This window comes from Stenotrophomonas sp. LMG 10879, from assembly GCF_002750935.1.
GTDB classification, from domain to species: Bacteria; Pseudomonadota; Gammaproteobacteria; order Xanthomonadales; family Xanthomonadaceae; genus Stenotrophomonas; species Stenotrophomonas lactitubi_B.
Map to the genome: position 1 here is coordinate 70784 of NZ_PEJT01000008.1, position 20206 is coordinate 90989.

The window sequence follows — 20206 nt, forward strand, 5'->3', positions numbered from 1 at the left end:
TGAACGAAGACGATTCAGACAGGCCTCACGGGCCTTGCTAAACTCGGCGCTTTCCTGTGCGCCGTACCACCGACCGTTGCCGATGGCTTTCGCCCCGACCCTGAAAACCTGGTTGCTCGTCCTGCCGGCCGTGGCCGTGCTGGGCGTGGCCGGTTATCGGGCCAATGGCCACGGCCGGGACATGGACGCGCGCGTCGACGTGCCGCTGGCTACCCAGGCCAGCGATGCGCAGGGGGCGCTGGCACCGGTGATGCCGGAAGCGCTGGCACGCCGCCTGGCTGCTTTCGAACGTGGCACCGCGCTGCCTTCGGGCCTGCCGCTGGATATCCGCGCCGACATCGAAGATGCCACCGATCTGTACGCCTACGCGCAGCGCCTGCGCGTGCAGGCCGACCAGGGCAACCATGAGGCGCGCTGGATGCTCAGCCGGGTCTATGACTACTGCGCGCAGTACGCCGTTGATCCGGGCGGCTATCGCCTGGACAACAACGTACTGGCCGGCCTCGGCCTGAGTGCCGCACCGGTGATGGTGGCGGCGCGCGAACGAGTGGCGCAGCGCTGCGGTGGCTTCGTGCCCGGCGACAAGCTGGGGCCGGCGCTGGTGCTCGGTGAGCGTCGTCGTGCGGCCCAGCAGGGCAACCTCGCTGCCGAAGCGGCGCTGTTTGCCGAAGGTGAGCCGTTGCACGACAACGAGCAGTACCGCCGTGATCTGGTCGAGCGCGTGCGTACCTCGCGCGATCCGGAAGCCTATATGGCGATCGCGCCGGGCATGGGATTGCGCGCGGCCGGCGACAAGGCGCTCACCGGCATGGTCGCCGGTGAACAGCTGAGTGAACTGGCATGGCGGGTTGCCGCCTGCGAACTCGGTCTTCCCTGTGGAGCCGACAGCGTGCTGGTCAACAGTTTTTGTGCGAATGGAGGGATCTGTTCGCCGGATGGAACGCAGGACTTCCGTGAATTTGTGTATGACGCCGCGGTTTCGCGGCAAGGTGCGGGGAAAATGAAGGAATGGATCAAGCGATTGATTGGAACGAGGGACGGGCGATGAACTACCGTCGATTCCTGCATGGGGCCAAGTTCTGGTTCTGGGTGGTGTTGTTCGTGGCGTACTCGGCCGGTGCCGTGGGCCTGCTGATGATCGACACCTACGAGGACCGCTACCGGCGCCTGTCGAAGGTGGAACTGACCTCGGTGAAGACACAGGAAGACGTGCGCCGCGCCGGTGCCAGCCAGGTGGCCGCCGTCTACCGCGCGCAGAGCGGCGTGCCGTTCTCGTCGTTGCCGGCCGGCAGCACCTTCCAGGTGGTGTGGCCCGATGGCTCCAGCGAGACCATGGTGATCGTCGATCCGACCTCGCCGAACGGTGTGCGTCCCTTGGCGAACTCGCAGATTCCCGCGGAAGTCGCCGGCAAGCGTTGAAGCGGATCCAGCAGGGCCGGGCCATGCCTGGCTTGCCGGAAAGCAGCCGAGCATGGCTCGGCTCTACAGAAAGCAGAAAGCAGAAAAGGGCGGGGAAATCCCCGCCCTTTTCATGTGTGGCAACAACCGCAGCCGATCAGGTCAAGGCGATCGGCTTGCTCTTGCGCTCGGCAAGGCGCTTTTCCAGATAGTGGATGTTCTGGCCACCGGCCTGGAAGCCCTTGTCGCGCATGATGCGCTGCTGCAGGGCGATGTTGGTCTTGATGCCATCGACCACCATCTCGCTCAGCGCCACCCGCATGCGGGCGATGGCGGTCTCGCGGTCCGGACCGTGCACGATCAGCTTGCCGATCATCGAGTCGTAGTTCGACGGCACGCGGTAGCCACTGTAGATGTGGGTATCGACGCGCACGCCGGGGCCGCCCGGTGCGTGGAAGCCGGTGATGGTGCCCGGACTCGGCACGAACGTTTCGGCATCTTCGGCGTTGATGCGGCACTCGATCGCATGACCGCTCAGCACCACGTCGCTCTGCTTGATCGACAGCTTCTGGCCGGCAGCGATCTTCAGCTGTTCGGCGACCAGGTCGATGCCGGTGACCATCTCGGTGACCGGATGCTCCACCTGGATGCGGGTGTTCATTTCGATGAAGTAGAAACGGCCGTCTTCGTACAGGAACTCGAAGGTGCCGGCGCCGCGGTAGCCGATGCGGATGCAGGCTTCCACGCACACCTTGCCGATCTGCTCGCGCTGCTCGGTGGTGATGCCCGGTGCTGGTGCTTCCTCGACCACCTTCTGGTGACGGCGCTGCATCGAGCAGTCGCGCTCGCCGAGATGGATGGCATTGCCCTGGCCGTCGGCCAGCACCTGGATCTCCACGTGGCGCGGATTCTCCAGGAACTTCTCCATGTAGACCTCGCCATTGCCGAACGCGGCCTTGGCCTCGCTCTTGGTGGTCTCGATGGAGGTCTTCAGCGAGGCTTCGGCATGCACCACGCGCATGCCGCGGCCACCGCCGCCACCGGCGGCCTTGATGATGACCGGGTAGCCGATCTCACGGGCGATCTTGGTGTTGGCGACGATGTCATCGCCGAGCGGGCCGCCCGAGCCGGGCACGCACGGCACGCCGGCCGACTTCATGGCGCGGATCGCTTCGACCTTGTCGCCCATCAGGCGGATGGTGTCTGCCTTCGGGCCGATGAAGATGAAGCCGGATTCTTCCACGCGCTCGGCGAAGTTGGCGTTCTCGGACAGGAAGCCATAACCCGGGTGGATGGCCTGGGCGTCGGTGACCTCGGCCGCGGCGATCAACGCCGGGATGTTGAGGTAGCTTTCCGCCGACGGCGCCGGACCGATGCAGACCGATTCATCGGCCATGGCCACGTGCTTGAGGTTGCGGTCGACCGTGGAGTGCACGGCCACCGTGCGGATGCCCAGGGTATTGCACGCGCGCAGGATGCGCAGCGCGATTTCCCCTCGGTTGGCGATGACGACTTTGTCGAGCATGGCAGCCGCCCCTTAGCCGATCACGAACAGCGGCTGGTCGAATTCCACCGGCTGGCCGTTCTCGCCGAGGATGGCGACGATGGTGCCCGACGCATCGGCTTCGATCGGATTGAACATCTTCATCGCTTCGATGATGGCCAGGGTCTCGCCGGCCTTGACCTGCTGGCCGATGCTGACGAACGCCGGCTTGTCCGGAGCGGACGAGGCGTAGAAGGTGCCGACCATCGGCGAGCGCAGCACGTGGCCTTCCGGCAGGGCGTTGCCCGGCTTGGCGGTGCCGCCGGTGGAGGCTTCGGTCGGCGACTGCATCGGCATTGCCGGGGTGGCCGGCTGGGCGGCGACCGGGGCGGCCATCATCATCTGCGGCTGGGCCTGCATCATGCCGTAGCCGGACACCGGAGCGCGCGACAGGCGCACCGACTCTTCGCCTTCCTTGATTTCGATTTCAGCCAGGTTCGACTCTTCCAGCAGGTCGATCAGCTTCTTGATTTTGCGGAGATCCATGGTGGCCTCTTTGCTCTTTGATGTCAGTGTGGTGGGAAGCGCGTTGCGCTCGGGTCAAAGCAGTTCGTAGAAGTCGCGCAGCTGCCGGGTGCGGTCGCGCGCGAGGGTGATCAGGCAGCGCATCTGTGCGCCGTTGCGCGCGGTGCCGTCGGAATTGAGGGCATACACCGCCTGGCAGTCGTGGTCGCGCAGCTGCATCCATGCACGCTGGGCCAGCACCAGTTCCTGTTCGGCGTTGCCGCAGTAGCTGCAGCTGCCGCCGTTGGCCGGCGTGCGCAGCTGCCTGCGGGCCTGGGCGTAGACGGCGTTGAGTTCGACGTCGGCGGCCGCTGCCACGTCCGAGGCGCACAGGTCGCTCTCCATCGTGGTGGCCGGGTGCGCGCAGTCGATGCCTTCGGCCTCACGGTCGGACGCGGCGGCGATGCCGCACAGGCCGGCCCACAGCACAACGCTGGCGAGGACGCGCGACAGGCTCATGACGCGGCGGCAGCCTGCACGCGTGCCAACGCCGCATCCATCGCATAGCGGTAGCTGTCGGCACCGAAGCCACACACCACGCCAACGGCCTTGTCGCTGAAATAGCTGTGCTGGCGGAAGGGCTCGCGGGTATGCGGGTTGGACAGGTGGATCTCGATGAACGGCACGGCCACGGCCGCCAGCGCATCGCGCAGGGCAACCGAGGTATGGGTGAAGGCGGCCGGGTTGATCAGGATGAAGGCGGTTCCGTCGTTGCGTGCGGCCTGAACACGATCCACCAGCACGTGCTCGGCGTTGGACTGCAGGCTCTCCAGCGCATGACCTGCGGCAGCGGCCTGGGCGGCCAGCGCCTGGTCGATGTCGGCCAGCGTGGTGTGGCCGTAGACCTCCGGCTCGCGGTTGCCGAGCAGGTTAAGGTTGGGGCCATGCAGGACCAGCAGCTTCGCCATGGGATCCGATTGACGGGAAAGGGCGGCAGTCTGGCGGAAGCTGAGGATGCTGTCCAGTTCGGCGAAATTAGTGGTGTTTAAAGCGGTCGTTTGAAAAATGCCGTCGTCCGCGTGGTTGCATGGCGGCCGGGTGCTGGAAGGCTGACTATAGATAGTGGAAATTGCGCGTGCCGACCATCCCCCTTGCCGGGGCGATGCCGCCGGGCCGCATTACGTTCGACACTGCGGAGGTTGCCAGGGTGTTCCTACACTGCGTCAACCCGCCATGTCGGCGCTCCTGGATGCCTGCGCCGTGCCTATTTCCCCACGCTTGCCCGCACTGCTGCTCGCACTGCTGCCCTTGAATGCGCTGGCTGCCGAACAATGGATCGTTGCCACCGACCTGTGGGGCAACAGGAACTACCAGACCCTGCATCTGGACGTACAGAACGGGCGTATCGTCGGCCGGCTGGACGCCGACCCGGTCACCGGCACCCTCGGCGCCGGGCAGATGGTGTTCACCGCCACCGACAGCCAGGGCCAGCGCTACCAGTTCGATGGGCGCATTGACGGTACACGGATGCAGGGACAGAGCGATCAGCCGGACACCAACAACCGCGACGCGCGTGCCGTCCACGCCTTCAGTGCCTGGAAGGTACCGGCGCGGGGCTCGACCGCACCGCAGCGCCATGTGTTCACGCCGACCGACTATTCCAATACGTTCAGCGCCGACCGCGCGCCGGTGCTGGTGATCTGGCCGGGGGACTCGGTGCAGACCCGCACGCTGGATTCCGGCGGCGTCGACGAGAAGGGCATTACCCGTGCGCTGTTCGGCAACCCGCAGGTCGGGCCGTTCTTCGTGGTCGGTGCCGAACCGGGCGATACGCTGGCGATCACGCTCACTTCGCTGAAGCTCAACCGCGACCATGCCGACAGCCTGGATGGCCTGGTGGGACGCTTGAAGACGCCGCGGGTGGCCGCTGAATCCAGCGAGCTGGGCAAGCCCGTGCGCTGGCAGCTGGACCGCAGCAGGGGCGTCGCCCGTCCGCAGGGAGCCAGTGGTGGCCTGCGGCATTTCGAAGTGCCGGTGAAGCCGATGCTCGGTGGCCTGGCGCTGGCGCCCGGCTTCGGTTACCCGCCGTTTTCCACCGGCGATACCGCCGATTTCGGCGGCAACATGGATTTCAACGCCGTGGTCGAAGGCAATACGGTCTACCTGCCCGTGCAGCAGCCTGGCGCCCTGATGTACCTGGGCGATGGCCACGCGCTGCAGGGCGATGGCGAAACCACGCAGTGGGCGCTGGAGACGTCGCTGGATGTGGAGGTGAAGGTCGAGCTGCTGAAGCAGCATGCGATCACAACGCCGCGGGTGGAATCGGCAACGCAGATCATGACCCTGGGCCAGGGCGGCTCCAGCGATGATGCGCTGCGCATCGCCACCTCGGGCATGCTGCAGTGGCTGCGCCAGGCCTATGGATTGACGTTGTCCGAGGCGACCCAGGTGCTGGGCGTGGCGGTGCAGTACCAGGTGGCCAACCTGGCCGGGCGCAGTGTTGGCGTGGCGGCGAAGGTGGACAAGGCGGTGCTGCAGGGGCTGCCGTTGCAGACGACGGCAGAACCGGGTGGCAGCGCCGTGAAGCACGCTGCCAAGTGACCGCTGCGCTGGCGGCGGCGCGGGAAGGCGTACCAACCAGGAGTCCGTGATGAGTGCCGACGCAATCCAGAACCGCCGCGCTGCCTTCAGGGCGCTGCATGCATCCGGGTGCTTCCTGCTGCCCAATCCCTGGGACGTCGGCAGCGCCGTGGCGCTGGCGCGGCTGGGTGCGCAGGCACTGGCCACCACCAGCTCCGGCCATGCCTGGGCCCACGGGCAGCCTGACGGGGCGATGGGGCGCAGCGAGATCCTGGCCCATCTGCGCACGATGGTGGCGGCAACCGATCTGCCGGTGAACGCCGACTTCGAAGATGGTTTCGGCAGCAGCCCGGAGGCGGTGCACGAGAGTGTGTCGATGGCGATCGCCACCGGCGTGGCCGGCCTGTCGATCGAGGATTCCACCGGCGATGCGGAACATCCGCTACGCAGCATCGAAGACAGCGTGGCCCGCCTCCGCGCAGCGCGCCGTGCCATCGACGAAAGCGGGCACGACGTGATGCTGGTGGGGCGCGCGGAAAACTTCTTTGTCGGGCGCCCCGATCTGGACGATACGTTGGCCCGCATCCGCGCCTATGCGCAGGCGGGTGCCGATTGCCTGTATGCGCCTGGCATCCGCAGCGCAGCGCAGATCCGCGCCGTGGTGGATGCCGCCGGTGGTAAGCCGGTCAACCTGCTGATTGCTTCGCCCGGGCAGATGACGCTGCAGCAGGCGGCCAGCCTCGGCGTGCGCCGGGTCAGTGTCGGCGGTGCGCTGGCCCGCAGTGCGTGGGCGGGTTTTCTCAGGGCATCGGAGCAGATGCTCGGCAGCGGATCATTCGACGGGCTGCCGGGCACCCCGTCAGGTGCCGAGCTCAACGGGTTGTTCAAGCCGTAGTTACGGGCCGGTCAGTGCGACGGTGCAGGTGAGGGGGGCGTCCTGCCGAGCGCTTCACGTACCGCGCGCTGCAGGCCCTGCACATGGAACGGCTTGGCCAGGAACGGCGCACGCCGATGCCTGACCGGCACCAGCTGATCGTATACCGCCGAAGCGAAAAGATACGGGATGCCGAGCTCGAGCAGCCGATCGGCAACGGGAAACACCACGCCGTCACGAAGTTCCACGTCCAGCACGGCGCCATCGAAGTGGTCACTGTCGAGCATGCCCAATGCCTCGAAGACACTGTTGGCGTGGGCGATCTCATTGCCTTCGTCGGTCAGGGCCTGTTCCATCAGATCGGCCAGATCGAGCTGGTCTTCCACAAGGAGCAGGCGCGGAAGCGTCGCGGGTAGTTCATTATTGCTTTGCATGGTGTGATGTCGTGCGAATGCTGCGGTGGTGCGGCAAGCATCCCCTGACAGGCATCAAGACGATGGCAGCCCGGCGTGGCTGTGATGTGCACAAGCGTGGCCGCGATGCGCGACAGCATTCCACCGATGGTGCTGGTGCTGGCGGCAATCATAGTTACCATTGGTAACTAATGAACTGCCAGAGCCCGTCATGCATACCCATATCGTCGTAGCCCACCCTGAACCCTCCTCGCTCACCCATGCCGTGGCCGCGCGGATCGGCGAGGCGATCGTCAACGCCGATGCCGGCAACACGGTCACCACCGTGGATCTGATGGCGGAAGGCTTCGATCCACGCTTCAATGCGCAGGACCACGCGTTCTTCCGCAGGACCACCACGCTGCCCGCCGATGTGGCCGCCGAGCACGCGCGGCTGGATGCGGCCGACACGCTCGTGCTGGTCTACCCGCTCTACTGGTGGTCGTTCCCGGCGCTGCTGAAGGGCTGGATCGATCGCGTGTTCACCCAGGGCTGGGCCTATGACGAAGGCGCCGATGGCAAGGTGGAAAAGAAGCTGCAGCGGCTGCAGGTGCATCTGGTCGGGCTGGGCGGCGCCGGCCAGGAGATGATCGACCGGCGTGGCTATGGCGAGGCGATGAAGGCCCAGATCGACCAGGGCATCTTCGATTACTGCGGAGCGCCGGTGCTGTCATCCACGCTGCTGCTGGATGCCGACAGCGGCATGGCCGAAACGCATCTGCAGACGGCGGTGGACATCGGACGTAAGATCGGAACCCCCGCGCCCTGACGCTCTCCCTTGCCTTCCAGACCTGCCGCGCCCGAGCCCCGTCGCCGCCTGACCCGCGAACAGCGTGCCCGCCAGCTGCTGGACGTGGCGTGGGCGCTGGTCGGCGAAGAGGGCACCGATGCGCTGACCCTGGGCCGCCTGGCCGAGGCGGCCGGCGTCGCCAAGCCGCTGGCCTACGACCATTTCGAAACCCGCAACGGTTTGCTGGCTGCGCTGTATGCCGACTATGACCAGAGGCAGACCGTGGTCTTCGATGAGCGCATCGGCAGCGCGAAGGCGCGGCTGAAGGATCGCGCGCACGCCATCGCCTCCGGCTACATCGATTGCGTGCTGTCGCAGGGCAGCGAGATCCAGGACATTCTCGCCGCGCTGGCGGGATCGCCGGAACTGCGTGCGGTGCGCCGTTGCTATCAGCAGGATTTCATCGACAAGTGCGCGCAGTGGCTGGGCCCGTTCGCAGCGGGAGAGGTCGTACCGGCCACCGGCCTGTGGGCCATCCTTGGTGCCGCCGAAACCCTGTCTGAAGCGGTTGCGGCCGGTGCGGTGGAACATGCGGCCGCCGAGGCCGAGCTGGAGCGCGTGATCGTCGCCATCGTCAAGCGCAGCGCCTGAATCGTGTGGGCGACGCCGCCTAGAGTCGCTCGACGCTGACCGGTGGCAGGGGCACGTCGGGCTGCAGGTCCGGCAACAGCTGTCGCAGCAGCTCCGGCATCGCCTGCATCGCGGCACCATCGATGTAGCGCCACTGCGTACCGCCCACCGGCCGGATGGCGATCATGAAGGCAAGGCTTTTCACGGTCTGCGCGTCGACGGTGAACACCGTGGTCCGTGGCACGAAGCAGACTTCCTCGTCGCCGGCAGCATAGGTGCGGGTCGGTTCGCCCACATCATCGCTGATGACCTTCAGGCCCAGGTCGTCGAGCGCCTTCATCGTTTCGCGCGTGGCCTTCACATACGCCGCATCGCCGCCGGCAAACCGCTTTACGCTGGGATGCGTGCGCTCGATCATGGCATCGGTACCGCCGCGGGCGAACGTGGACAGCAGCGATCGCACATCCTGCTGCAACGCGTCGGTCTCGGCAGGGCTGAGTTCGCCGGCATGGGTGAGTGCGGCGGCGAACGTGCAGAACAGCGCAAGCATCCAGCACAGGAAACGTCGATCCATCGATGGGGTACTCCTTCGGGCGCTGGACTATAGAGCGCATTGCCCGTGGTGTCTGCCCGCTCTGCCCGTCACACGCGTTGGGTGTCGGCCATCGCGACGGTGGCAAAGCCCGCATCAAGCTGCGCACGCACCTGCTCATCGCGCGACGCACGGGAATCAGCACCCAGTACCACGTTGATCAGGCGAAGCGGCAGCGCGTGCCCAGCGCACCTGCGACGGGCGGTGGCCGCCAGGCAGAAACCCGCAGCCTGGGTGTAACCGGTCTTCAAGCCGTCCACGCCGTTCTCGCCGAGCAGGGCGTTCTGGTTTGCCTTCTGCAGGGTGCGATGCGCGAAGCTGCGCTGTGCGGTGATCGCCAGCAGGTCGGGGTAGCGGGCGAGCAGGTGCGCGGCCAGCATCGCCATGTCGCGTGCGGTCGAGAGATGGCCCGGGGTGGTGATGCCGGACGCGGAGATGAAGTGCGTATCGTGCAGGCCCAGCGCCCGCGCGTGGTGGTTCATGTGCTGCGCGAACGCTGCCTGCGATCCGGCCAGGTGACGGGCCAGGGCGAGCGCTGCGTCGTTGCCGGAGACCACCATCAGGCCCTCCAGCAGTTTGTCGAGGGCGATGCGTTCGCCGGGCACCAGGCCCATCCGCGTTTCATCGTCGACTACTTCGTGCACATCGCGCGAATCGATGGTGATGGTGTCCGACCACGAACCGCCCGACTGCGCGAGCAGGTCGTATGCGGTGTAGGCAGTCATCAGCTTGGTCAGCGAGGCCGGCGGTCGTCGCAGCTCCGCGTGCTGCTGCTGGAGGATGTCGAGGGAGGCGGCATCGATCGTGATCGATGACACCGGCAGGCGAGGGGCGTGTGATGAAGGCATGGCGTGCAAGCGTAGCCGGAAGCCTGCCTGTCATGGGCATTGGCTGCACATCCTGCGAATGCCCGTCAGGTGATCCTGTGGCCATGGACTCCGATATCCGCATCGATGGCCGCGTGTTCGCCTACGTCTTTCCCTGTGCCTGGGAGGACTACGCGAAGATTGGTTTCTCGCGCGATCCGCTGGGCCGGATCAGTGCGCTGCATCGGCGCTGGTTCGAGTTCTTCGATCTGGAAGCGGGGGCGCTGGTCGAAGCGGAATCCGAGCGCGATGCGCGTGACCTGGAACTGCAGTTGCGCCGGCCGTACAAGCTGCATCGTGCGCCGGCGCCGATGACGGTGCAGGACAAGGCCGGTGGGCGCACCGAATGGGTGCGCGGGGCCAACGCTGCGCTGGCCGAGGCGGTACGCGCGCTGGCACAGCAGGGCTATCACACGTATCCGCTGCGGCCGTGGCTGCGGGCGGCAATGGTCCAGCGTCTGGACCGGCTGCATGACTGGGCCGCAGCGCAGGTGCCGGAAGAGGAAAGCCTGCGCACGCCGGTCGGCGTGGCCGCACTGCGCGACGCCATCGATGCGTATCGCGCGCTCGCTATCGATCCCGAGCCGTGGTTGCCGGAGCACCTGCAGCGCGGGTGGTGACACTTCCCGAGGTGGCCGGGACGTTGGCCGGTCGCGGTGCCCGGCGCGCATCGGGCGCTGCGGGAACTGGTTCGGCGAGGCGCTGGGCGAGGGCGATGTTGGTCACGTGACCCTGCAGGAACAACAGACCGCTGAAGATGTTCATGATCGTGCCTCCACTTGAGTGGAATGCACGATACGGGCAGCATGGGGGTGCAAAAAGCGACATTTCCGCAAGGTCGACTTGAGAGGGCTTCAAGGCTTATGTCCCGCCCCCCGCTGCATGCCCTGCAGGGCTTCGTCGCTGCCGCACGCCTGGGCAACCTGTCCCGCGCCGCCGCGTCGATGAACCTGACGGTCAGTGCGCTCAGCCATCAGATGCGCCAGCTCGAAGAGCGCCTGGGCCAGCCGCTGCTGATACGGCAGGCACGCGGTGTGGCCTTGACCCTGGAAGGGCAGCGGCTGCTGGATCAGGTCGGCCCCCATCTGGATGCGATCAACGACGCCTTCCAACCCTACGCCGCGCGACCGGAACATGTGCTCACCCTCAGCGCCGTGCCGTCGATGGCCAGCGCATGGCTGGTGCCCCGGCTGGGCAACTTCGTGGCCGCGCATCCACAGATCGAAATCAATCTGCAGTCGAGCGAGCGGCTGATCGACTTCGACCGGCAACTGCAGTTCGATGCAGCGCTGCGGCTGGGCAGCGGACAATGGCCGGGACTGGTGGTGGAACCGTTGTTCGACGAATGGCTGCTGCCCATGGCCAGCCCGGCACTGATCGAGCGCATGGGCGGCATCGGCCACGTCCCGTTGGCGCAGTGGCCGCTGCTGGGAGACCCCGACGGCGCGTGGGGCGCATGGTTCGCGCTGATCGGCGAACGCCCGCCTGCGCGGTTCGTGGCGGTGCTGGATGATTCCGAAGCCCACCATCGCGCGGCACTGGACGGCGTTGGTGTTGCACTGGGGCGGGTCACGCGGGCGCGGCTGCTGCTGGATTCCGGCCAGTTGGTTGCGTTGTCGGACCTGCGCCTGAAAACCGCGTGGCCGCATTGGCTGGTGTATCCGCAGCGCTCGGTGCGGCACCGTGGTTTCCTGGCCTTCCGCGATTGGTTGCACGCGCAGGCCGCCGAGCACGTGCGGCACATGCAGGCCGCAGACGTGGGGTAGCGCCCGTCGCGCAGGCGCGATGCTGTGGCGTGTGCGTCAGCGCAGCAGCGTGACCGCCTGCCCGGCACGTGCGAAGGCCTCGCCCAGCAGCGGCCCGGCCTTGATCGTTTCCACTTCGGCGAACAGTGCCTGCAACGCCGCCGCGGATCGTGCAACGGGCGCTGCGACCGCCTGCTGGATGACGGTGAAGCGATCTGCCAGCACGCGATGGCCGGGGTGTGCCTGTGCCCAGGCCTGCAGGGGCTGGCGTACGCCGGCCGCTGCATCCAGCCGCAGCTGGTCGAACAGGGTGATGGCGGCGGCCGAGGTGTCGGCACGTTCAATCGTTGCCTGGCGCAGCTCGCGGCTGAGGAACAGATCGTAGGCGGCGCCGCGTCCCACCGCGATGCGCAGCCCGCTGCGATCGAGGTCTGCCACTTGTCGTGCTGGACTGTCATCGCGCACCAGATAGGTGCCTTCGATCTCCACATACGGTGCACTGAAGGCAATGCGGTCGGCGCGCGCCGGGTCCACCGCCAGGAAGGCCAGGTCCCACGCATCGTCGCTCGCTGCTGCCACCACCGATGCGGCCGCGTCGTGGCAACTGAAGCGGGCCTGCACACCCAGCCGCTGCGCCAGCGCGGTGGCCAGTTCCACCGATGGCCCGCGCGGTGCATCGGCGTCGCCCTGGGCCAGCACCGGGTTGCCGAGGTTGATGGCAACGCGCAGGTAGCCCAGTGGGGCCAACGCATGACGGTGATCGGACAGGGACATGGTGGACTCCGTTACGGCGGGCGGTCCAGCATGCCATCAGGCCCGTGCGCGCGGCGTCGGCTCAGCTGCGTGCCACGAACGTTCCGTGGAAGCCCAGTGGCACCGCGTAGGGCAACCATGCCTGCACTACAGGGCCGTCCTGCACATGCCGTGCATCGAGGACGGCGATGCCGCTGCGCGCGTTCACCGGGTCCAGCAGGGTGCCGACCAGCCAGCCGTCATCGGCATCGCGGCTGCCCGGTCGCGGCACGAAGACATGTTCCTCGGCCAGGATGTCGGTACCGTAGCGCCAGACCTGGCGGCGACCACGGTCGACATCGAAGGCCGCGACCGCATTGAAGTAAGGCGCCGTTGCCGGGCCCTCGACCGTCGGTGCATACAAGCGTGCGCCGCGGTTGCCCGCCGTACGTGGATCGAACAGCGGAAACTCGATCGTGCTGATGCCGGTGTCCTGCCAGTGCGCTTTGCCACGGCGCATGTCCAGATGCAGTTCGACCAGCGAGGTGCGTCCGTTGCTGGCATGTGCACCGTCGCCGGCCATCGCCTCCTTCATCGGCGAGCGTGCTTCATCCATGTTGTCGCGGCGCACGGCGCGCAGCACGATGCCGTCCCCGCGCTGGTAGGCATCGCCAAAGTGATAGATCGCCGCGAATGGAGCTTCGAACCACTGTGCCTTGTCCGGGGCATCCTTGGCTACCACGGCAATGCGCGCGGGGCGCTGTGGAGCGAACTGCATGCGCTCGAAGAAGCTGCCGCCAGCCGCGTTGAAATCGAACGGCGCCAGCACGAACACCAGGTGCTGATCAGTCATCGCAAACGCATGCAGATAGCCGCGCTCCGGCGTCTGGATCACGTTGGCGCTGCGCAGCTGGCCATCCTTGCCGATGTGCCAGACCAGCAGGCCGGCGCCGCCGAGCAGGCTGATCGAGCCGAAGTTCCAGAGGCTGCCGTCGCGGTCGACCAGCGGATGCGCCGAGAAGGGCAGCGCCGCCAGATCCGGCCGCCAGGTGACCGGGCCGAGGGTGTCGAGCGTATCCGGGTGCACCTCGAACGCCGAGCCCGACTCGCACAGTGCGAACAGGCGGCCGTTGATGCCGATGACCGACGTATTGGCGACGTTGGCATCATCGTTGTTGCGCACCGCCTGGGCATTGGGAATGCTGGTGCCGGTGGCGGGATACAGGAAGCGCCCGGCCTTCTGTTCACGGGTGAACTTGGGCGTGGCCACCATGCGCGCGCGATGGCTCAGGGTGCCGTCGCCGTTGAAGTGCCAGCCGTGGACCATGCCGTCACCATCGAACCAGTGGTCGTAGCGCAGGCCGTTGCGCTCGCTCCAGGCCGGGCCATTGCGGTACAGCGTTCCCGCCAGTCCGGTCGGCAACCGTCCCTGCAGATCCACCGTGGCCGGCCCCAGCGTTTCGCTGGTCACGCTGCGCCATCCCAGCAGCCACGGATGCGCCTGTACGCCTTCGGCGAACTGTGCAGGGTCGTTGGCGAACGCGGGCGCGCTGCGCAGGGCCGCCGCGCCCAGGGCCAGGCCGGCGGTGCTGCTGATCAGGGTACGGAGGAAGCGGCGACGGTCCATGGCAGGTCTCAGGCGGAGTGGAAGGATCAGCGCAGGCTGATGTCAATGGCGGTGCCGCTGGCCGGCACGCTGAAACGCGCTTCATCGAAGGTCGGCTTGCGCATCACCTGCGGGTTGTTGCTGAAGCCATAGCCCTCCACCGGCATGCCCACCAGGTTCGTGTCGAGCGTGCCGTTGTCGTTCTCATCATGGGTCAGCAGCACGGCGTAGTCGCCGGCCGGCAGGTCCTTGAAGGTGAAGTGCGCGCTGTCGCCCTGTGGGCGTGCCTGCTGCGCCTGTACCGGCGCAGCCTTGCCGTCCCAGGCCGCAGTGGTATTGACCAGCGCGACACGCAGGGTGCCGGTCTGGGCGCGGACGTCATGCACGTTGACGGCCAGCTCGGCGGCGGCATTGGCGGCCAGCGACAGGCCGGCGAGGGTGGCGGAAAGCAGGATGGTGCGGATCATGGCGGTGGCTCCGTGGGCGGTGTGTGGCCAGTCTGTGCGGCCGCACGCGCAGCGATCAGGGCCAGTGGTCATCGATTCGACGTGCCAGAAGTCACTTTATGCGCCGCACCCATTGCCGAGCGGCCACCGCTGCCCGCAGCATGCAGTCATGCCCACCTTCTTCCGTCATCTGCTGCGCCCGCTCAGCCTGGCTGGCCTGGTCACCATCCTGGTGGTCGGTCTGACCCTGGGCGTGCACACCCAGGGTGCGGGCCTGCGCTGGGCGGTGCTTGGCCTGTTCCTGCTGTTGTTTGCTGCGCATTCGCAGCTGCCCACCCGCCAGGGCGTGCGATTGATCGCCGGTATCGTGCAGGCCGGGCTGGCGGTGGCCATGGTGGCGCTGGAACCGCGTACCGGCACCGCGCCGATCCTGCTGGTGGTGCTGGTTGCACAGCTGGCCGAGCACTGGCCGCCGCGGGTGGTGCTGGTCATTGCCCTGGCCGCCAACATCGCGCTGTATGCGGTGCTCAGGCAGGCGGCCTTTCCGCAGCCGTTGATGATCGTGCTGCTGTACGGCGGCTTCCAGGTGTTCGCTGCGCTCACGGCGCACTACGCGCGCAGCACCGCACTGGCCCGCGATGCGTTGGCCCGGGTCAATGCGGACCTGCTGGCCACGCGCGCGCTGCTGGCCGACAGTGCGCGTGATGCCGAGCGCCTGCGACTGGCGCGTGAACTGCACGACGTGGCCGGACACAAGCTCACCGCCATGCGCTTGAACCTGCGCGCGCTGGCCGCCGATCCGGCGCTGGCCGGACGCGATGGTCTGCTGTTGGCCGAACAATTGTCCGGTGAGCTGCTGACCGACATCCGCCAGGTCGTGCAGTCGATGCGTGATGATCGTGGCCTGGACCTCGACACCGCGCTGCACGCGCTGGCTGCGCCATTCCCACGCCCGCGCCTGCAGGTGCAGATTGCCGAAGGCCTGCGGGTGACCGACCCGCAGCTGGCCGAGACGGTGCTGCGCCTGGTCCAGGAAGCATTGACCAATGCCGCACGCCACGCCGATGCCGGCACCGTGTGGTTGACGATGACCGAAGAGGATTCCCGCTTGCGTGTTGATATCCGCGATGACGGCCAGCGTGCTGAGCGCATCAGCGAAGGCAATGGCATTGCTGGTATGCGCGAGCGTCTGGCCGTGATGCAGGGCGAGCTGCAGCTTGCGCGCACCGAGCAGGGCGGCATGCACCTGATTGCACGGTTGCCGGCATGAGCACCGCGGCGATCCGCATCGCACTGGCCGACGACCAGGCACTGGTGCGCGCCGGCCTGCGCGCGTTGCTGCAGGGGCTGGGGATGCAGGTGGTGCTGGAAGCCGAGGATGGCCAGGCACTGCTGCAGGGGCTTGCCACGCACCAGGTGGACGTGGTGCTCAGCGATATCCGCATGCCCGGCCTGGATGGCATCGAGGCACTGCGCCAGCTGCGTGCGCGTGGCGACAGAACGCCCTGCCTGCTGCTGACCACCTTCGACGAGAGTGACCTGCTGCTGCGTGCCAGCGAGGCCGGCGCGCAGGGTTTCCTGCTCAAGGACGCAGCGCCGGCAGACCTACGCGAGGCCATTGAGCGGGTCGCTGCCGGCCAGACGCTGCTGTTGCCGGTCAGCACCGAACCGGTACGGGCACGTTATCGATTCCATGACGAAGCGCCGCCCAGCGATACCTTCGGTGAACGCGAAGTGGCGATCCTGCGGTTGCTGGCCGGTGGCTACAGCAACAAGGAAATCGCGCGCAGCCTGTTCCTGGCCGAGGGCACGGTGAAGAACTATGTATCCAGCCTGCTGGACAAGCTGGGTACGCGTGATCGCACCCGTGCGGTGCTGAAGGCGATCACCCTGCGCATCATCTGAGCGCCGACAACGGCGCTACACGGACGCGGCCCGCGACCGCTGCAGCCAGTCGGCGATGGCCGGATCCAATCGCGGATCATCCGGAAGGCGCATGCCGAAGCCCTGCTGCAGCACCTCGCGCACGTCCTGTACATCACGCAGCGGGCGCTTGGCCGGCACCTGGCCCGGGCGATATTCGGTGTAGTTGCCGCTGCCGATGGTGCGTCGCCAATCCGGTCCGGTCAATGATGCACGCAGTTGGCCAGGGAAGCTCGACTGCGGATGCGTACACACATACCAGTTGCCTACCTCGTTATCGATCGGCGCCGGTGCCTGCAGGTCGAAACGGTACAGCGGCCGCCAGTCGTCACCGGCCTCAGAGGCGAGCATGTAGTCGCCATCCTCCAGCCGCTGCACGCGGTAGCGCTCATGCGGTGTGTCCTGGACTGCGGTCTCATGCAGGCGCAGTGGCACGGTCGGGGTCAGGCTGCCGAAGCCGGTATCGACCAGCCAGTCCTCGCCCAGCAGATGCACCCGCAGCAGCAGGTGCGTACGCGCGGTCAGCTCGCCATCGGCGGCTGACAACAGCACACGTGCGCTCAGTGGTCGCGCATCGAAACCCAGGGCCTGCAGCAGGGCCAGGAACGCGCCATTGAGTTCGAAGCAGTAGCCACCGCGCTGCGCGTGCAGCAGCTTGTGCTGGACGCTGTCCAGGTCGATGGCGACCGCGTCGCGCAGCAGGCTGGTCAGGGTCTCGAACGGCAGCAGGGCGTTGTGGCGCTGCTGCAGCAGGGTCAGCCCGGCCAGGGTAAGCGGTGGTGGGGCATCCAGCTGCAGTCGCTGCAGGTAACGGGAGACGTCGACGGACATGGCAGGCACCACGGGCAGGGGCCTCCACTGTGCTACCGCAACCGGGGTTGAGGTCAAGCGCGGCGCGCCGGTGTCATCCCCCGGTCGCCTGCGGCCGGTACAACAGCGACGACTGGCCACTGCCCGCGGCAGGATTCAATCCACCGCTAAAGTTCTGTTGAAACCGGCCGATACAGGTGCGTCCTTCCGCCTGGAGCCTGTCATGTCGGCCGTCGTTCCCCACCTTCGGTCCCTGCGTAGCCGCGTTGTCGGGTTGCGTTCCCGTTTCCCTGGCCTGCTGCGCTGGCTGCAGCCACATCGACTCGGCGTTGCCGACAAGCTCAAGGCGACGTTGCTGGTCTGCAGCCTGGGCCTGGTGGCCATTGCCGCCGTCCATGCCTGGACCAGCCATGCGAGTACGCAGGCGGCACGTGACCAGGCCAGCTACCAGCACGGCAGTGACCGCGTTGCTTCGCTGGCGGCGCGGGTGGCCGAGGCCCGGCGACTGCAGACCCAGTATGCGCGCAGTTTCGATGCTGCGGACCGCAGCCAGTTGCTGGCCACGCAGCAGATGTTGAAGCAGGACCTGCAGGCGTTGCGCGGCATGCCGATGGATGCGGGCCGGCGCAAGGCGCTGCAGGCGATGGCCGAGGCGGTCGATGCCTTCTCACAGGGCATCGCCGCATTGTTCGAGCGGGTGGATGAGATGGGACGCGGCGATGCCGGCCTGGCCGCGCAGCTGCAGCAGGCGGCCGACGCGCTGCAGGCGCAGGTGGATGCGCTGGAGCGGCCAGCGCTGTCCCTGCATGTGCAGCGGATGCGGCGCCAGGAAGCGTTGCTGCTGCTCGATGGCGATTCCACCCACGCCGATCGTGCCAGCGAAGAAAAGCTGCCCTTCGACCTGGCATTGGCTGGCCTGCCCGCCGAGGTGCAGGAACGCGTACGCAATGGCATGGAGGCCTACCAGGCTGCATTGCTGGGCTATACCGCCGCGCGCGTCGGCCTGGACGTGGAGGCGCAGTCGCTGCTCGAGACCGCGGCGGCCGTCGGCCCGGCACTGGCCGCGTTCCAGCAGGCCCAGGTTGCGGCACTGGAACAGGCACAACTGCGCCAGCGATCGGGCGCAAGGATGGCCAGCGTGCTGTTCGTGGCTACCCTGCTGCTGGTGGCCGGTGTGCTGATCACCAGCCTGGTGCTGGTGGTACGCGCGGTGCGTCGGCCGATCCAGGACACCCTGCGCTTTGCAGGCGATATCGCGGATGATCGGCTCGACACCACGCTGCGCGTGCACAACGCCAACGATGAGATCGGTCAGCTCGCGCAGCGCCTCGTCGACATGCAGCAGCGCCTGCGTGCGCGGACCGAGACCGAACGCGCGTTGGCACGCGGCAACACGCGCGTGCGGCAGGCGCTGGACAGCGCCCAGACCGGCCTGATGGTGGTTGATGCGGAAGGGCGGGTGGCCTACGCCAACCCGGCGCTGCTGCAGTTGCTGGATCTTTCCGCAGAGACATTGCTCGGCAGTGACGCGGTCCGCCTGCATCCGGCGCTGGCGGGACTGATCGGCGTCCGTCAGCGCGAAGAGCGTGAGATCGGCCACGCCGGCACCCGCTACCAGTTGATCGCCAATGCCATTGTCGAGGACGAGCACTTCCTTGGTGTCGCGGTGGAATGGCGCAGCCGCGCGCTGGAAACGCTGCTGGAAACCGAAGTGGCGGCGCTGGTTGATGCGGCAGCGCATGGCGAACTGCAGGGGCGCATCGCGCTGGACGGCAAGCAGGGCTTCGTGCGCACGCTGTCGACCAGCATCAACCGCCTGCTGTCCACCTTCGAGACCAACCTGGGCGACCTGCAGTCGCTGCTGGCCGCGCTGGCACGCGGTGACCTGAGCGTGCGCATGGAGGGTGACCTGCAGGGCGTGTTCGCGCGCATGCGGGATGATGCCAACGCCACTGTCGCGCAGCTGGGCCACATCGTCACCCGTATCCAGCAGGCCACTGTGCGCCTGGATGTGGGCGTGGGCGAGATCGTTGCCGGCCATCACGATCTTTCCCAGCGCACGGAACAGCAGGCAGCCAACCTGGAAGAAACCGCAGCATCCATGCATGAGCTGACCAACACCGTCGGCCGCAATGCCGACGCCGCGGGGCGTGCTGACGGACTGGTACGCGACGCCGCCAGGGTTGCCGAGCGCGGCGGCACTGCGGTCGGCCAGGTGGTGGCGACCATGCAGGGCATCAGCGCGTCGTCGCGGCGCATCGGCGACATCATCCAGCTGATCGATGGCATCGCCTTCCAGACCAATATCCTGGCCCTCAACGCGGCAGTGGAGGCCGCGCGTGCAGGCGAGCAGGGCCGCAGCTTCGCGGTGGTGGCGGCCGAAGTGCGCCTGCTGGCGCAGCGCAGTGCGGATGCGGCCAAGCAGATCAAGGGGCTGATCGAGGATTCGGTGGCGCGGGTCGGTCAAGGCAGTACGCAGGCCGAGCAGGCGGGCACGACGATGGACGAGATCGTCAGCAGCGTGCAGCAGTTGGCCGGGCTGCTGGCCGGTATCCGCAGTGCCTCGCACGAACAGCATGCGGGCATCGCCCAGGTGAACCAGACCATCGTGCAGATGGAGGCCAGCACGCAGCGCAATGCGAGCCTGGTGGAAGAAGCCGGCGCATCGACCGCGCAGATGCAGGCCCAGGTGCAGGCGCTGGCCGAAGCGGTGGGCGTGTTCCGAATACAGCCCGAGCGTCGGGCGCGGGCGGCGGCGTGATGGCCTGATCGCCTTCGCCGGGCGTGGCCCGGCGCTACCGTTGAAACCCAGGGCGGGTAGCGCCGGGCCATACC

22 protein-coding genes are annotated in these 20206 nt (G+C 67.3%); 11 read left to right on the top strand and 11 right to left on the bottom strand.

What is annotated here, in order from left to right:
- Positions 1-82 precede the first annotated feature (82 nt).
- Both CR919_RS13685 and CR919_RS13690 read left to right on the top strand, forming a co-directional pair.
- Entirely contained in the window at positions 83-1048 is a 966-nt protein-coding gene (locus CR919_RS13685; protein WP_099820472.1) for a hypothetical protein, read from the top strand.
- Positions 1045-1419, top strand: a complete 375-nt coding sequence (locus CR919_RS13690; protein ID WP_099820473.1) for a hypothetical protein — start codon at positions 1045-1047, stop codon at positions 1417-1419. Before CR919_RS13685 ends, CR919_RS13690 begins: the two co-directional genes overlap by 4 nt.
- A gap of 136 nt (positions 1420-1555) precedes the next feature.
- Here the strand turns inward: CR919_RS13690 and accC are convergent, their stop codons facing one another.
- The 4 genes from accC to aroQ are packed head-to-tail and all read right to left on the bottom strand — an operon-like array spanning position 1556 to position 4353.
- The gene (gene accC / locus CR919_RS13695) at positions 1556-2923 is read right to left on the bottom strand and encodes an acetyl-CoA carboxylase biotin carboxylase subunit (protein ID WP_099820474.1); all 1368 of its coding nucleotides are present in this window, start codon (positions 2921-2923) and stop codon (positions 1556-1558) included.
- 12 nt (positions 2924-2935) lie between these two features.
- Positions 2936-3427 carry an acetyl-CoA carboxylase biotin carboxyl carrier protein gene (gene accB, locus CR919_RS13700; protein ID WP_089237272.1) on the bottom strand — a complete coding sequence of 164 codons (492 nt, stop codon included), beginning with the start codon at positions 3425-3427 and terminating at the stop codon, positions 2936-2938.
- Between the two features lie 54 nt (positions 3428-3481).
- Entirely contained in the window at positions 3482-3904 is a 423-nt protein-coding gene (locus CR919_RS13705; protein ID WP_099820475.1) for a lysozyme inhibitor LprI family protein, read from the bottom strand.
- Positions 3901-4353 (bottom strand): type II 3-dehydroquinate dehydratase, encoded by a 453-nt coding sequence (gene aroQ, locus CR919_RS13710; RefSeq protein ID WP_099820476.1) that lies wholly within the window; start codon positions 4351-4353, stop codon positions 3901-3903. The genes CR919_RS13705 and aroQ overlap by 4 nt, the downstream gene beginning before the upstream one ends.
- Positions 4354-4645: 292 nt before the next feature.
- Between aroQ and CR919_RS13715 the strand changes: the two genes are divergently transcribed.
- Positions 4646-5986: an acetamidase/formamidase family protein gene (locus CR919_RS13715; RefSeq protein WP_207761040.1), complete on the top strand. Its 1341-nt coding sequence runs from the start codon at positions 4646-4648 to the stop codon at positions 5984-5986.
- A gap of 46 nt (positions 5987-6032) precedes the next feature.
- Positions 6033-6860, top strand: coding sequence for an isocitrate lyase/phosphoenolpyruvate mutase family protein (locus CR919_RS13720; RefSeq protein ID WP_207761041.1), 828 nt, complete (start codon positions 6033-6035; stop codon positions 6858-6860).
- 11 nt (positions 6861-6871) lie between these two features.
- Here the strand turns inward: CR919_RS13720 and CR919_RS13725 are convergent, their stop codons facing one another.
- Complete coding sequence (locus CR919_RS13725) at positions 6872-7273, bottom strand: response regulator (RefSeq protein ID WP_099820479.1); 402 nt, start codon at positions 7271-7273, stop codon at positions 6872-6874.
- 190 nt (positions 7274-7463) lie between these two features.
- On the opposite strand from CR919_RS13725, the gene CR919_RS13730 reads away from it, so the two are divergent.
- Entirely contained in the window at positions 7464-8060 is a 597-nt protein-coding gene (locus tag CR919_RS13730) for an NAD(P)H-dependent oxidoreductase (protein WP_099820480.1), read from the top strand.
- A 9-nt stretch (positions 8061-8069) separates the two neighbouring features.
- Positions 8070-8672 carry a TetR/AcrR family transcriptional regulator gene (locus CR919_RS13735; protein WP_243380177.1) on the top strand — a complete coding sequence of 201 codons (603 nt, stop codon included), beginning with the start codon at positions 8070-8072 and terminating at the stop codon, positions 8670-8672.
- 19 nt (positions 8673-8691) lie between these two features.
- On the opposite strand, the gene CR919_RS13740 is transcribed toward CR919_RS13735, so the two are convergent.
- Both CR919_RS13740 and CR919_RS13745 read right to left on the bottom strand, forming a co-directional pair.
- Positions 8692-9225, bottom strand: coding sequence for a hypothetical protein (locus tag CR919_RS13740; RefSeq protein WP_099820481.1), 534 nt, complete (start codon positions 9223-9225; stop codon positions 8692-8694).
- Positions 9226-9293: 68 nt separating this feature from the next.
- On the bottom strand, positions 9294-10091 hold the full coding sequence (locus tag CR919_RS13745; RefSeq protein WP_099820482.1) for a D-alanyl-D-alanine carboxypeptidase family protein: 798 nt from the start codon (positions 10089-10091) through the stop codon (positions 9294-9296).
- An 83-nt stretch (positions 10092-10174) separates the two neighbouring features.
- Between CR919_RS13745 and CR919_RS13750 the strand changes: the two genes are divergently transcribed.
- Positions 10175-10729 (top strand): GIY-YIG nuclease family protein, encoded by a 555-nt coding sequence (locus tag CR919_RS13750; protein ID WP_099820483.1) that lies wholly within the window; start codon positions 10175-10177, stop codon positions 10727-10729.
- Positions 10730-10972: 243 nt separating this feature from the next.
- A complete protein-coding gene (locus CR919_RS13760) occupies positions 10973-11875 on the top strand; it encodes a LysR substrate-binding domain-containing protein (RefSeq protein ID WP_099820485.1) in 903 nt (300 codons plus the stop codon).
- A gap of 36 nt (positions 11876-11911) precedes the next feature.
- On the opposite strand, the gene CR919_RS13765 is transcribed toward CR919_RS13760, so the two are convergent.
- From CR919_RS13765 to CR919_RS13775, 3 genes are all read right to left on the bottom strand, one after another.
- Positions 11912-12628 (bottom strand): transporter substrate-binding domain-containing protein, encoded by a 717-nt coding sequence (locus CR919_RS13765; RefSeq protein WP_099820486.1) that lies wholly within the window; start codon positions 12626-12628, stop codon positions 11912-11914.
- 61 nt (positions 12629-12689) lie between these two features.
- Positions 12690-14213, bottom strand: coding sequence for a carotenoid oxygenase family protein (locus tag CR919_RS13770; RefSeq protein ID WP_099820487.1), 1524 nt, complete (start codon positions 14211-14213; stop codon positions 12690-12692).
- A gap of 26 nt (positions 14214-14239) precedes the next feature.
- Positions 14240-14659: a DUF2141 domain-containing protein gene (locus CR919_RS13775; protein ID WP_099820488.1), complete on the bottom strand. Its 420-nt coding sequence runs from the start codon at positions 14657-14659 to the stop codon at positions 14240-14242.
- 148 nt (positions 14660-14807) lie between these two features.
- Here CR919_RS13775 and CR919_RS13780 point away from each other — a divergent pair, with 148 nt between their 5' ends.
- Together CR919_RS13780 and CR919_RS13785 are read left to right on the top strand one after the other, a co-directional pair.
- Positions 14808-15908: a histidine kinase gene (locus tag CR919_RS13780; RefSeq protein WP_099820489.1), complete on the top strand. Its 1101-nt coding sequence runs from the start codon at positions 14808-14810 to the stop codon at positions 15906-15908.
- On the top strand, positions 15905-16543 hold the full coding sequence (locus CR919_RS13785; protein ID WP_099820490.1) for a response regulator transcription factor: 639 nt from the start codon (positions 15905-15907) through the stop codon (positions 16541-16543). The genes CR919_RS13780 and CR919_RS13785 overlap by 4 nt, the downstream gene beginning before the upstream one ends.
- 15 nt (positions 16544-16558) lie before the next feature.
- On the opposite strand, the gene CR919_RS13790 is transcribed toward CR919_RS13785, so the two are convergent.
- Positions 16559-17392: an arylamine N-acetyltransferase gene (locus tag CR919_RS13790; protein WP_099820491.1), complete on the bottom strand. Its 834-nt coding sequence runs from the start codon at positions 17390-17392 to the stop codon at positions 16559-16561.
- A gap of 202 nt (positions 17393-17594) precedes the next feature.
- Between CR919_RS13790 and CR919_RS13795 the strand changes: the two genes are divergently transcribed.
- Complete coding sequence (locus tag CR919_RS13795) at positions 17595-20132, top strand: methyl-accepting chemotaxis protein (protein ID WP_099820492.1); 2538 nt, start codon at positions 17595-17597, stop codon at positions 20130-20132.
- Positions 20133-20206 lie beyond the last annotated feature (74 nt).

Coding starts and splice junctions, on each gene's coding strand:
- CR919_RS13775 (WP_099820488.1), bottom strand. CDS start 14,659: ATGATCCGCACCATCCTGCTTTCCGCCACCCTCGCCGGCCTGTCGCTG.
- CR919_RS13765 (WP_099820486.1), bottom strand. CDS start 12,628: ATGTCCCTGTCCGATCACCGTCATGCGTTGGCCCCACTGGGCTACCTG.
- CR919_RS13705 (WP_099820475.1), bottom strand. CDS start 3,904: ATGAGCCTGTCGCGCGTCCTCGCCAGCGTTGTGCTGTGGGCCGGCCTG.
- CR919_RS13725 (WP_099820479.1), bottom strand. CDS start 7,273: ATGCAAAGCAATAATGAACTACCCGCGACGCTTCCGCGCCTGCTCCTT.
- CR919_RS13785 (WP_099820490.1), top strand. CDS start 15,905: ATGAGCACCGCGGCGATCCGCATCGCACTGGCCGACGACCAGGCACTG.
- CR919_RS13730 (WP_099820480.1), top strand. CDS start 7,464: ATGCATACCCATATCGTCGTAGCCCACCCTGAACCCTCCTCGCTCACC.
- CR919_RS13745 (WP_099820482.1), bottom strand. CDS start 10,091: ATGCCTTCATCACACGCCCCTCGCCTGCCGGTGTCATCGATCACGATC.
- CR919_RS13795 (WP_099820492.1), top strand. CDS start 17,595: ATGTCGGCCGTCGTTCCCCACCTTCGGTCCCTGCGTAGCCGCGTTGTC.
- CR919_RS13790 (WP_099820491.1), bottom strand. CDS start 17,392: ATGTCCGTCGACGTCTCCCGTTACCTGCAGCGACTGCAGCTGGATGCC.
- CR919_RS13760 (WP_099820485.1), top strand. CDS start 10,973: ATGTCCCGCCCCCCGCTGCATGCCCTGCAGGGCTTCGTCGCTGCCGCA.
- CR919_RS13770 (WP_099820487.1), bottom strand. CDS start 14,213: ATGGACCGTCGCCGCTTCCTCCGTACCCTGATCAGCAGCACCGCCGGC.
- CR919_RS13740 (WP_099820481.1), bottom strand. CDS start 9,225: ATGGATCGACGTTTCCTGTGCTGGATGCTTGCGCTGTTCTGCACGTTC.
- accC (WP_099820474.1), bottom strand. CDS start 2,923: ATGCTCGACAAAGTCGTCATCGCCAACCGAGGGGAAATCGCGCTGCGC.
- CR919_RS13780 (WP_099820489.1), top strand. CDS start 14,808: ATGCCCACCTTCTTCCGTCATCTGCTGCGCCCGCTCAGCCTGGCTGGC.
- CR919_RS13690 (WP_099820473.1), top strand. CDS start 1,045: ATGAACTACCGTCGATTCCTGCATGGGGCCAAGTTCTGGTTCTGGGTG.
- CR919_RS13750 (WP_099820483.1), top strand. CDS start 10,175: ATGGACTCCGATATCCGCATCGATGGCCGCGTGTTCGCCTACGTCTTT.
- accB (WP_089237272.1), bottom strand. CDS start 3,427: ATGGATCTCCGCAAAATCAAGAAGCTGATCGACCTGCTGGAAGAGTCG.
- aroQ (WP_099820476.1), bottom strand. CDS start 4,353: ATGGCGAAGCTGCTGGTCCTGCATGGCCCCAACCTTAACCTGCTCGGC.
- CR919_RS13685 (WP_099820472.1), top strand. CDS start 83: ATGGCTTTCGCCCCGACCCTGAAAACCTGGTTGCTCGTCCTGCCGGCC.